Origin of the sequence: Tibeticola sp., from assembly GCF_022759015.1 — a bacterium.
In the GTDB taxonomy this organism is placed as follows: domain Bacteria; phylum Pseudomonadota; class Gammaproteobacteria; order Burkholderiales; family Burkholderiaceae_C; genus Tibeticola; species Tibeticola sediminis.
The window spans coordinates 19,973-30,378 of record NZ_JAEMQB010000105.1 but is presented as its reverse complement, the minus strand read 5'-3'; the positions used below and the strand labels follow the sequence as shown (position 1 = coordinate 30,378).

At 66.3% G+C, this 10,406-nt stretch carries 12 protein-coding genes; 8 read left to right on the top strand and 4 right to left on the bottom strand.

From position 1 onward, the window contains the following. Nucleotides 1-23: 23 nt before the first annotated feature. From JHC36_RS06695 to JHC36_RS06660, 8 genes are all read left to right on the top strand, one after another. Nucleotides 24-212 (top strand): hypothetical protein, encoded by a 189-nt coding sequence (locus JHC36_RS06695; RefSeq protein ID WP_287917401.1) that lies wholly within the window; start codon nucleotides 24-26, stop codon nucleotides 210-212. A 1-nt stretch (nucleotide 213) separates the two neighbouring features. Next, the gene (locus JHC36_RS06690; protein ID WP_287917399.1) at nucleotides 214-516 is read left to right on the top strand and encodes a Dabb family protein; all 303 of its coding nucleotides are present in this window, start codon (nucleotides 214-216) and stop codon (nucleotides 514-516) included. Between the two features lie 20 nt (nucleotides 517-536). After that, nucleotides 537-1,328, top strand: a complete 792-nt coding sequence (locus tag JHC36_RS06685; RefSeq protein ID WP_124221624.1) for an SDR family oxidoreductase — start codon at nucleotides 537-539, stop codon at nucleotides 1,326-1,328. Between the two features lie 46 nt (nucleotides 1,329-1,374). Continuing rightward, nucleotides 1,375-1,827: a PaaI family thioesterase gene (locus JHC36_RS06680; protein ID WP_287917381.1), complete on the top strand. Its 453-nt coding sequence runs from the start codon at nucleotides 1,375-1,377 to the stop codon at nucleotides 1,825-1,827. Nucleotides 1,828-2,074: 247 nt separating this feature from the next. After that, on the top strand, nucleotides 2,075-3,091 hold the full coding sequence (locus JHC36_RS06675; protein WP_287917379.1) for an NADP-dependent oxidoreductase: 1,017 nt from the start codon (nucleotides 2,075-2,077) through the stop codon (nucleotides 3,089-3,091). 34 nt (nucleotides 3,092-3,125) lie between these two features. Next, on the top strand, nucleotides 3,126-4,781 hold the full coding sequence (locus tag JHC36_RS06670; protein WP_287917377.1) for an isovaleryl-CoA dehydrogenase: 1,656 nt from the start codon (nucleotides 3,126-3,128) through the stop codon (nucleotides 4,779-4,781). Nucleotides 4,782-4,790: 9 nt separating this feature from the next. Then, nucleotides 4,791-5,357, top strand: a complete 567-nt coding sequence (locus JHC36_RS06665; protein WP_287917375.1) for a GNAT family N-acetyltransferase — start codon at nucleotides 4,791-4,793, stop codon at nucleotides 5,355-5,357. A gap of 31 nt (nucleotides 5,358-5,388) precedes the next feature. Beyond that, entirely contained in the window at nucleotides 5,389-6,294 is a 906-nt protein-coding gene (locus tag JHC36_RS06660) for an SDR family oxidoreductase (RefSeq protein WP_287917372.1), read from the top strand. A 46-nt stretch (nucleotides 6,295-6,340) separates the two neighbouring features. Here the strand turns inward: JHC36_RS06660 and JHC36_RS06655 are convergent, their stop codons facing one another. From JHC36_RS06655 to JHC36_RS06640, 4 genes are all read right to left on the bottom strand, one after another. After that, nucleotides 6,341-7,531, bottom strand: coding sequence for an SEL1-like repeat protein (locus JHC36_RS06655; protein WP_287917369.1), 1,191 nt, complete (start codon nucleotides 7,529-7,531; stop codon nucleotides 6,341-6,343). 11 nt (nucleotides 7,532-7,542) lie between these two features. Then, nucleotides 7,543-9,261, bottom strand: coding sequence for a DUF4384 domain-containing protein (locus JHC36_RS06650; protein ID WP_503006936.1), 1,719 nt, complete (start codon nucleotides 9,259-9,261; stop codon nucleotides 7,543-7,545). Nucleotides 9,262-9,328: 67 nt separating this feature from the next. After that, the gene (locus JHC36_RS06645) at nucleotides 9,329-9,751 is read right to left on the bottom strand and encodes a hypothetical protein (protein ID WP_124221653.1); all 423 of its coding nucleotides are present in this window, start codon (nucleotides 9,749-9,751) and stop codon (nucleotides 9,329-9,331) included. 90 nt (nucleotides 9,752-9,841) lie between these two features. After that, complete coding sequence (locus tag JHC36_RS06640; RefSeq protein WP_287917364.1) at nucleotides 9,842-10,342, bottom strand: hypothetical protein; 501 nt, start codon at nucleotides 10,340-10,342, stop codon at nucleotides 9,842-9,844. Between the last annotated feature and the right edge of the window lie 64 nt (nucleotides 10,343-10,406).

Here is a 10,406-nt window from a genome sequence, read left to right as displayed (position 1 = left end):
TTTGAGCTGAATGCAAAGTGTTGATGTTTGAACCGTTTTGGGTGCAAAAGCCGTTCACCGCTTGGGTGAGCGCTGCGCACCCGTTCGAGTCGCCCTCGGGTGCGGGGGCGGCGTTGCAAATCCTCGCCATGGCGCCCGCCATGGCTGTGGTTTGCGCCTTGCCCGCGCGCCCGATGACGACCCGCCCAGGCGCGCCCAACTGCCGGCTTTAGGATGATCAAACACATCGTCATGTGGAAGTTCAAAGACGAGGCCGAGGGCGCCGACAAGGCGGCCAACCTTGCGCGCGCCCAGGCCTTGCTCGAGGCCTGCCGCGGGCTGGTACCTGGATTGCGCACCCTGGAGGTGGCCCGCGCTGCGCCGGGGCTCGAGTGCACCTACGACCTCGTCCTCTACACCGAATTCGACAGCCGCGAAGCGCTCGACGCCTACCAGCATCATCCGCAGCATGAGGCGCTCAAGCCCTTCATTGCGGCCGTCCGCCTGGAGCGGCAGTGCATGGATTATGAAGTTTGAACCCCATAGGAGACTCTGACATGACCCGCACCATCCACCAGCTTTTCGACCTCAAAGGGCGCAACGCGCTCGTCACCGGCGGCTCCCGCGGCCTGGGGCTGCAGATGGCCCACGCGCTGGGCGAGGCCGGCGCGCGGGTGATGATTACGGCGCGCAAGGCCGATGAACTCGAGCAGGCGGTGGCCGAGCTGCAAGACGCAGGGATCGACGCGCGCTGGATTGCCGCCGACTGCGCGAAAGAAGAGGATCTGCGCCGCCTCACGGACGAAACCCTGCATCGGCTCGGCCCCATCGACATCCTGGTCAACAACGCCGGTGCCGCCTGGGGCGCGCCCGCCGAGGACCATCCGCTCGAAGCCTGGGACAAGGTGATGAACCTCAACGTACGCGGCTACTTCATCCTGAGCCAGCAGGTGGCCAAGCGCTCGATGATCGAGCGCCGTCGCGGCCGCATCATCAACATCGCGTCGATCGCGGGCCTCGGCGGCAACCCGCCCGAAATGCAGACCATTGCTTACAACACCTCCAAGGGGGCGGTCATCAATTTCACGCGCGCGCTGGCGGCCGAATGGGGCAAGTACCACATCAATGTCAACGCGATTTGCCCCGGCTTTTTCCCGAGCAAGATGACGGCCGGAACCCTCAAGGCACTGGGCGAGGAGCGGCTCGCGGCGCACGCCCCGCTGCAGCGGCTCGGAGACGACGAAGACCTCAAGGGCGCGACCCTGTTGTTCGCATCCGATGCCGGTAAGCACATCACGGGCCAATGGCTGGCAGTCGATGGGGGGGTGAGCGTCGTCACGGGCGGCTGAGCGTGCCCCTCGGCCGACCGAGCCTATTCCACCGCTGTAGACGTCCATGAGCCTGCCTTTCAGCGCGCACATCCCCTTCGTCGAGCATCTCGGCTTGACGCTCGAGCGCTTCGAGGGGGGCGAGTCCACGGTTCGGCTGCAGCCCCGGCCCGAGCATCGCAACTCATTCGACGTCACGCACGGCGGTGTCTGCATGACGATGCTCGACGTCGCGATGGCGACCGCCGCGCGCAGCGTGCAGCCCGAGCTGGGGGTGGTCACGATCGAAATGAAGACCAGTTTCATGCGCCCGGCACGCATCGCCGCAGACGCACCGGGAGGCGCGGCCCTCGAGGCGCGTGGGCGGCTGCTGCACCGCACGAGCGCGATGGCTTTCACCGAAGCGACCTTGTACGACGATGCTGGCCGTGCCTGCGCGCACGCGACCGGCACCTTCCGCTACGTGCGCCGGGCCCAGGCGTCCGTTTCGGCGCCACAGCCGCCACTGCCGACCGACTGAGAGGCTGAGAGGGAATTGGTCATGCCCGCTTTGACACCCAAAAACACGCCAGAGGGCGTTGCAAATGCGAGCCGTAGCCCGAGCTACGGCTGTGCTTTGCGCCTACTCGGGCGCGTTTTGGGGCGCCCCTTCGGGCACGCCCAATTCCCTCTCAGCCTCTGAGCCTGTTTTTAGGCTTTTTTGCCCGTATCCCAGCGTCAAACGGTCAGTTCTTGCTATCAAAATCAGATCAACCACGGAATTCACCATGCCCCAGAACAAACAGATCGTCCTCGACAACCGCCCGGTCGGTGAAGCCAGCCCGGCCAATTTCCGTTTGCGGGTCACCGAAACGCCGCCGCTCCAAGAGGGGCAGGTGCTGGTGCGCCATCACTACTTGAGTCTCGACCCCTACATGCGGGGCCGCATGAACGAGGGCAAGAGCTACGCCGAGCCGCAGCCGCTCGGTGAAGTGATGATCGGCGGAACGGTCGGCGAGGTGGTCGAATCTCGCCACCCAAAATTCAAGCCCGGCGACGCCGTCGTCGGCATGGGCGGCTGGCAGGAATACAGCGTGGTGGACGCGGACCAACCCGGTGCCTTGCGCAAAGTGGACACGACCCACGTGCCGCTGTCGTATTACCTCGGCGCCGTCGGCATGCCGGGCGTGACCGCCTGGTATGGCCTTGTCAAGATCATCGAACCCAAAGCGGGCGAGACGCTGGTGGTGAGCGCCGCGACCGGCGCGGTTGGCAGCGCCTTTGCGGCGCTCGGCAAGGCGCGGGGCTGCCGCGTGGTCGGGATTGCAGGGGGGGCCGAGAAGTGCCGCTACGCGGTCGAGGAACTCGGCTTCGACGCCTGCATCGACTACAAGCCCCATCCGGACGCCCACAGTCTGTCCAAGGCGGTCAAAGACGCCTGCCCGAACGGCGTCGACGGCTATTTCGAGAACGTCGGTGGCATGGTGCTCGATGCCGTCATGCTGCGCATGAACGCCCACGGCCGCATCGCCGTCTGCGGCATGATCGCCGGCTACGACGGCCAGCCCTTGCCCATGGCGCATCCGGCGCTGATCCTGGTCAGCCGACTCAAAATGCAGGGCTTCATCGTCAGCGAGCACATGGAGGTTTGGCCCGAGGCTCTGACGGAACTCGCGACCCTCGTGGCGACCGGCAAGCTGCGCCCCCGCGAGACGATTGCGCAAGGCATCGAGTCCGCGCCCGAAGCCTTCATCGGCCTGCTCAAAGGCCGCAACCTCGGCAAACAAGTCGTCAAGCTCATTTGAGGGACCGCGGCCGGCGCAGCGCCTGGAGACTCGCATGAACATCGCCACCCATGAAGTGTTCAACCAGCCCGAGCCGCTGGTCGACGTGAACCTCTTCGAGGCCAACCGGCCGCTGCAAGACGGCCTGAAGTTCAACGCTCCCGCGCTCGACCCCGGGGGCCTGCGCGCACTGGGCGCTGTCCTGGGCACGGGCGAGATGCAGACGCACGCCCGGCTGGCCAATGTGCACACGCCGCAGCTGCGCAGCCACGACCGCTTTGGCCGCCGCATCGACGAGGTGGAGTTCCACCCGAGCTACCACGCCTTGATGCGCGCCGCGACCGAAGCCGGCCTGCACGCCACGCCGTTTTCCGATGCCGAGCAGGCCAGCGGCCATGCCCATGTGCGGCGTGCGGCGGCGTTCATGCTGTTCACCGAGCTCGAGCCCTCGGTTTTGTGCCCGATCTCCATGACCTACGCGGTCACGCCGGCGCTCAAAGACAACCCGTCGATTTACCGTGACTGGTCGGCGCAACTCACGAGCCGCGCCTACGACCCCCGGCTGGTCCTCTGGCCCGACAAGGCCGGCGTCACCATGGGCATGGGCATGACGGAAAAGCAAGGCGGCTCGGACGTGCGCGCCAACACCACGCAAGCCATCCCCGCGGGCGAGGACGGCTGGGGCCGGCGCTACACCGTGACCGGGCACAAGTGGTTTTTCTCCGCGCCCATGTGCGACGCCTTCCTGATCCTCGCGCAGACAGCCAGTGGCCTGTCGTGCCTCTTTCTGCCGCGTATCCTGCCCGACGGCACGCGCAACGCGCTGCAAATCCAGCGCCTCAAGGACAAGCTCGGTAACAAGGCCAATGCCAGCTCCGAAGTCGAGTTTGCCGGCGCGACGGCCTGGCTGGTCGGCGAAGAAGGGCGCGGCGTGCCGCAGATCCTGGCCATGGGGACGCTGACGCGGCTCGATTGCGCGCTCGGCACCAGCGGCCTGATGCGGCAGGCGCTCTCGCTCGCTTTGGACCACACGCGCCAGCGCATGGCCTTCGGCAAGCCCCTGATCGAGCAGCCGCTGATGCGCAATGTGCTCGCCGACCTCGCGCTCGAGTCGGAGGCCGCGACGGCACTGGCTTTGCGTCTTGCGCGCAGCTTCGACCGCTCGATCAGCGACGAGCACGAGCGCGTGATCCAGCGCCTGCTGACCCCCATTGCCAAGTTCTGGATCTGCAAGCGCGGCAGCGCCTTTGCTCAAGAGGCCATGGAATGTCTCGGCGGCAATGGCTATGTGGAAGAGGGCGGTGAGGGCATCATGGCCCGCATCTACCGCGAAATGCCCGTCAACAGCATCTGGGAAGGCGCGGGCAACATCATGGCGCTCGACCTGCTGCGCGCGTTGCGCAAGGCGGATGCCGCCGCGGCGCTTGCGCAGGAACTGGCTCCGGCTCGGGGCATGCATCCCGCGCTCGACCAGCTCGCCGCGAGCTTGCCCACCCGCGTGGAGATGATGGCGACCGAAATCGAGGCCCGGCGCCTCGCGCAAGACGTGGCGCTCGCCGTGCAGGCGGCCCTGCTCGCGCAGACCGCACCGGCGGCTGTGTTCAGTGCGTTTTGCGAGTCGCGCCTGGCCGGGCAGTGGGGCTACAGCTTCGGCTGCCTGCCCTCAGGCACGGATTTCGCGGCGATCCTCAGGCGTGCTCAACCCCGCTGACGAGGACGCATGGCTGCAGACAGCTCCATTCTCGACGACCGCCCAGCGCTGGCGAGTGCCCGTGCGCCTGCGCTGGCGCCTGTACCGGCATCGACGCGATGCGCGCAAGCCCACACCGATGTTCAATGGCGGTGCCTGCCCTTCGGGGCCTTGCTGCCCGACACGCTCTATCGGCTGCTGCGCCTGCGCAGCGCGGTGTTCGTGGTGGAGCAGGCGTGTGTGTTTCTCGACCTCGATGGGCTGGACCCGCAGTGCCTGCACATCCTGGGCGAGCGGCCCGGGTCGCCCGCGGAGGCCGCGCTGGTTGCCAGCGCGCGGCTCGTGCCGCCGGGCGTCGCCTACGCCGAAGCGAGCATCGGGCGCGTCGTGACCGCGCCGACCGCCCGCGGCTTGGGCCTCGGCCATGCCCTGATGGCGCAGGCGGTGCAGACGCTCGAGCAACTTTGGGGCCCGCAACCCATCCGCATCGGCGCGCAGGCCCACTTGCAGTCGTTTTATGGCCAGCATGGTTTCGTCGCCGATGGCGCACCGTATGTCGAAGACGGCATCGCGCACATCGAAATGATTCGGCGTTGAACGCGCCTACCCCCTTCAGGAGAAAGCCTCGATGATCGTGGATTTCAAAGACAAGACAGCGGTGCTGACTGGCGCAGGCTCGGGTTTCGGACTCGAATGCGCGCGCATCGGGGCGCGGCTGGGCATGAAGCTCGTGCTGGTGGACGTGCAGGTCGATGCGCTCGAGGCCGCAGCCAATGAAATGCGCGGGCTAGGCGCCGAAGTGCTCGCGCGTCGGGTGGACGTGTCCGATGGTGCGCAAATGCAAGCCCTGGCAGACGCCGTGCGCGAGCGGTTCGGCGCGCCGCATTTCGTCTTCAACAATGCCGGCGTGGGTGCGGGTGGCTTGGTGTGGGAGAACACCGTCGCCGATTGGAACTGGGTGCTCGGCGTGAACCTTTGGGGCGTGATCCACGGTGTGCGGCTCTTCACCCCGATGATGCTCGAGGCCGCAGCGGCCGACCCCGAATGGCGCGGCCACATCGTCAACACCGCCAGCATGGCCGGATTGCTCACGGCGCCCAATATGGGCATTTACAACGTCAGCAAGCATGCCGTGGTGGCGCTGACCGAGACTCTCTATCAAGACCTGCGGCTCATCACCGAGCAGGTGAGCGCGAGCGTGTTGTGCCCCTATTTCGTCCCCACGGGCATCAGCCAGAGCCATCGCAACCGCCCGTCCGATCTGCCCGCTCAGGCGCCCACCCGCAGCCAGCTCATCGGCCAAGCGATGAGCGACAAGGCCGTGAACTCGGGCAAGGTGACCGCCGCAGAGGTTGCGCAAAAAGTGTTCGACGCGGTCGCAGCCGACCAGTTTTACATCTACAGCCACCCGCAGGCGCTGGGTAACGTGCGCGAACGCATGGAGGCCATCGTCGAGGCCCGCAACCCGCCCGACCCTTTCGCCACGCGGCCCGACATCGGCGAGCGACTGCGCACGGCACTGCGGGGCGGGTGAGGTAGATGCGCGAGCCGGCTTCAAGACACTCGGCTAGGCTCGGTCTTCAGGGCGCGACGGGGAGGGTGCGCTGCTGCCACTTCGGTGGTAGGAAGTCGTACAGGGGCGTGGGCTCACGCCGCATGACCCGAACCCCAGCCAGGTTGCTCAATGAAGGCGCAAGGCTGTTGACGTCGACGTAGGCGAGTTGTCGCATCCAGGCCAGATCGACCTCTCCGGTTGGTGTGGGGCGCGAAAAGATCAGGGCCAGCATTTTTTGGGCTTCGGGGTTGCCTTCGGCCTGAGCCTGGCGGTAGAGACGGATCGCCATCGCATAATCCGCCGGCATGCCTTCCCCGCGGTGGGCCCTGCGGGCTTCGGCCAGCGCCGCCGCGCCGGGTGCTGCGGCCGCCTCGCTGCTCTTCGCGCTGCGCGGTTGGGCCATGTCGATGATTTCCAGGTTGGCGGCAGCGGCCTTGGACTTCGGTGCGGCAGCGACAAAGTAGCTTCGCGCCTGCTGCCAGTGCCGGCGGCTCGCGGCGTCGAGGCCGAGCTCGATGAGCGCGTGCACATCACCGAGTCGGGCCGCCTCGAGCAACAGCTCTGGGTGGGGCAGCGGCGGATCCTCCGAGCCCGTGCGCGGGTTTTGAATCTCGGCCAATACAAGCGGCGATTGGCGAGTCAAACTCAGCCAAGCCAGATACAGGGCGCGCCCCCGGTTCGCCCGGGCGAGCCGGTCGATCCAAGGCTGTGCGGCGGCAGGGCTTGGCGGTCCGGCGCAGCCGTCGATCAGACACCACGCCATGCCGGCCGCCGCCAGGGGTTCTCCACGTGCCCAGGCGGCTTCGAACCACTGTTGCGCGCGCACCGGATCTCGTGCCACGCCCGCGCCGTGCAGATGGATCAGACCCAGCAGCCAGGCGGCGGTCCCCGGTCCGCCTGCGGCAGCGGGCGCACTTGCCGCGGGCTGGGCTTTGCCCGCCTTGGGCTTGGCGAGGCTTTTGGCTGAGCCACCGCGGGCTTGGGACGCGGCGCCCGCAGCGTAGACGGGCTTTTCGGATGTCGCCAGGCGCTCGAGCGTGCGCAGCTCACGCTCCACTTCGGAGTGGCCCAAGGTGCTGGGGATGATCCGCGGCGGCAGCGGCGGATCCATTTCGATCGCCGCTGGCCGCAAGGGCTGGACGCGGGCTTCGACCGCATGGAGCCCGAGCGCCAGGGCGGCGAGCAGTAGGGCGCAATGCCCGGCACGGGGCCGCATGGCGTCCTCGCTCAGGATTTGGGCTGCGGGCTGGCGTCGGCGGCCTGGGCGCGGCGAGGACGCACCTCCCACTGCAAGGTTTGCTCGACGTAGCCACGCCCGTCGAACGCCTTGTGGAAGGCTTCGCGTATGCTGTGCATTCCGTTGAAGCCTGGCAGGGGCTGCAGGCCCGGTTCGACCAGCGGAGCCGGCAGGCGCGAGGCCGGGTCTTCGACCGACGCGAAACAGGTCAGCGTCTCGGTACCCGGCACGCCGGCATCGAGCACGAAGCCAGGGTTGGGCGCCATCCAGTCCGGTATGCGAACCATCTGATTGGCCGGAACCGCCGAAGTCGGCCGGCTCGGGTTGGGCAGCAGTCGCAGCACGTTCCCCAGGCTCTCGGCGAAATAGCAATACAGGTAAGAAGCCCGCGAGACGGTGGCCGAGGCGAAGATCTGCTCGCCCGATTCAAAGACGGACTTGTCTGGCTTCGGGTTCTCGATGCGCAGTTCCAGTTTGAGCGGCGCGGGCGCGGCGCTGCCGTACACCTGGATGCCTTTGCCGGTGGATGAGGGCTCGACGGTACTCGCCAGAATCGGGGCGGCGGTGGTCGGAGTCCAGCCGATGCGCACGAGTTTGCCGTCCTCACCGAGCCCGACGAAGGAACGCAAGGCGCGCTCATAGGTCGGGAAATCAATCGATCCCGTCACGACCATGCCTTGATCGGCTTGAAAGCGAGCCAGCGCGGCGCGGAAATCCGGATCGTTGAGCGGCACATTGGCTTTGTCGGGCCCCAAGTAGCCATGGCTGATCAGCGACTGTCGAATCAGGCCATGGCGGATGCCGACGTCGCCCTCGTCGTACCAGTCACGAAGTTGCCGCTGGAAGTCGGGGTGTGCCTGGTCGAGGGTGAGGCACTGCCAGTAGGGCACGCGCGCCCATTTGCCAGCGAGCTCGATCATGGCGAGTTCGACCAGGGTGCGGATCGCCGCGCCCGAGCCTTGGGTGTAGTCGCGCCCGACGTTGAAGTTCCATCCATAGGTGCTGATGCGTCCGGCCAGGTCCAGTCCTTGCCCGCCGGTGCCGATGACGACTTCATTGGCCGAATCCAGGCCCGGAATCAGCGTGCGCGTGCGAAAGTCGCCGAGGTGTAGTTCGAGGCCGATGATGGTCGCGTTCTTGTTTTGGCTGTATCCGGTCTCAAGCCGCGAGGCCGATGTGCCGACATTGAAGCGGTTGTTCAGCACGTTTTGGTCGACGAATGCCACGCCGCCCGAGACATACAGCGCCGGTCGCTGCAGCTGCATCTGGTTGATTCCGAGCAGGATCGCCGTGAGGTTCTGGACCGTGTCCTGGCGCGCAATGTCCACCTCATAGTCGACATAGCGGAACGCGTTGCTGGTGCGCGACATCTGCGAGAGTGCGGTGACGATCATTTCCTTGGTCGCGACCGGCACGCGGTTCGAATAGTCGGGAATCCACTTGCTCGTGATGAGGGTCGTCGGAACCTGCGCTTCGCGGAACAAGCGATCCATGCACATCAGCGAGTCCGAAAACGACGAAATCGAGCGCACCGGTTTGTTCGCGGGCCGGTTCGCTGCCGATCCATACGACTGGTAGACCGCATCGTCGCGCACATTCATCGGCGTGCTGCAGCCACCGATCCAGACGGCCAGGCTCGCTGTCCCCAAGGCGCGCGCCAGACTGGCGAACAAGGACCCGCGGCTCCGGGGGGCGGTGGTGGCTGTCATGGCGTTCTCCTCGTTTTCGTCTTTGGGTTTTTCTGCGTCAGCTACGCCTCAGCCTTGAGTGCGTGACTCAGCGGCAAATGTTCACCAGGTCGCCTCGGAGCACCACGATTTGTTGCTGCGATCCAGTGCTCGTCTTGGCACTGCCTTGGGGCCCCAGTGAACTCGTGACGCTGCCCACTTCCTGCACGCAGGTCTTGGTAAAGCCCTGGGCTTGAGAGGTCGCGACGACGGTGTTGTCGGTGTAAATGCTGCCGTCGTCGGCGGTTGCCGAGAAGGCTTTGGCTTCGTACCGGGCCACCTTCGCTTTGATCCAGGCGGGCATTTCGGGGTTGCCGTCGATCTGACCAGAAGCCGGCGGTGGCGGCGTCAGCATCGTCGGGTGGCCGACGGGGCCGGTCAGGGGCAGCGGATCCTCCCCGGGGGCCGCGAAGGCCGCGCTACCAGCCCCGACGCAGAGCAGAAACCCAAGTCCGTTCAAAAGCAGCTTCATGATGACCTCCAAGGCATGTTGGGTGGGGCCTAAACGGCGAAAAGCCTCGGCCCACGCGCATGCCGCGCGTCGGCCGAGGCTGGGATCGACTCAGTCGTGATGGCCGCCACCGTGGCCGCTGGAGGAGGTGGCGTTACACGTCACGCAGCCGTTGTTGCTGGCGAGGTTCTGAACCGCCATCGAGTTCTTGCCGGTCGACCAGTTGGCCACATAGCTCATCATCAGGCCGGTCGTTTGCGTGGAGTTTCCGTTGATGGTCACATTGCCCACGTTGCTCGACAGGTTCTGGCTCGCATAGCTGTTGCTGCCGGTCGAGTGGTTCGCGACATCCGAGCCGCCGGCGCTGGTGCCTTGGGTCGAGTTGCCGTTGATGGTCACGTTACCCGCGTTGCTCGACACGTTCTGGTATGCGCCGCTGTCGCTTCCATTGGAGTTGTTGCGGAACGCGCTGAACATGGACGTGACGCTTTGCGCCGAGTTGCCATTGATCACGATCGCCGGGCCCGACGAAGAGGGCGGCGGCGGGGGCGGCGATGCGTGTGCAGCGGCGGCTGAAAGAGCGGCGAGGGCGATGATGGAAAGTGCTTTCATGATGGTTCCTTCAAGGGGTCAAGTAGTGCCTATCCCGGGATGCCCTGGCTGATCCAGACCATCC

Coding starts and splice junctions, on each gene's coding strand:
- JHC36_RS06695 (WP_287917401.1), top strand. CDS start 24: ATGTTTGAACCGTTTTGGGTGCAAAAGCCGTTCACCGCTTGGGTGAGC.
- JHC36_RS06690 (WP_287917399.1), top strand. CDS start 214: ATGATCAAACACATCGTCATGTGGAAGTTCAAAGACGAGGCCGAGGGC.
- JHC36_RS06685 (WP_124221624.1), top strand. CDS start 537: ATGACCCGCACCATCCACCAGCTTTTCGACCTCAAAGGGCGCAACGCG.
- JHC36_RS06680 (WP_287917381.1), top strand. CDS start 1,375: ATGAGCCTGCCTTTCAGCGCGCACATCCCCTTCGTCGAGCATCTCGGC.
- JHC36_RS06675 (WP_287917379.1), top strand. CDS start 2,075: ATGCCCCAGAACAAACAGATCGTCCTCGACAACCGCCCGGTCGGTGAA.
- JHC36_RS06670 (WP_287917377.1), top strand. CDS start 3,126: ATGAACATCGCCACCCATGAAGTGTTCAACCAGCCCGAGCCGCTGGTC.
- JHC36_RS06665 (WP_287917375.1), top strand. CDS start 4,791: ATGGCTGCAGACAGCTCCATTCTCGACGACCGCCCAGCGCTGGCGAGT.
- JHC36_RS06660 (WP_287917372.1), top strand. CDS start 5,389: ATGATCGTGGATTTCAAAGACAAGACAGCGGTGCTGACTGGCGCAGGC.
- JHC36_RS06655 (WP_287917369.1), bottom strand. CDS start 7,531: ATGCGGCCCCGTGCCGGGCATTGCGCCCTACTGCTCGCCGCCCTGGCG.
- JHC36_RS06650 (WP_503006936.1), bottom strand. CDS start 9,261: ATGACAGCCACCACCGCCCCCCGGAGCCGCGGGTCCTTGTTCGCCAGT.
- JHC36_RS06645 (WP_124221653.1), bottom strand. CDS start 9,751: ATGAAGCTGCTTTTGAACGGACTTGGGTTTCTGCTCTGCGTCGGGGCT.
- JHC36_RS06640 (WP_287917364.1), bottom strand. CDS start 10,342: ATGAAAGCACTTTCCATCATCGCCCTCGCCGCTCTTTCAGCCGCCGCT.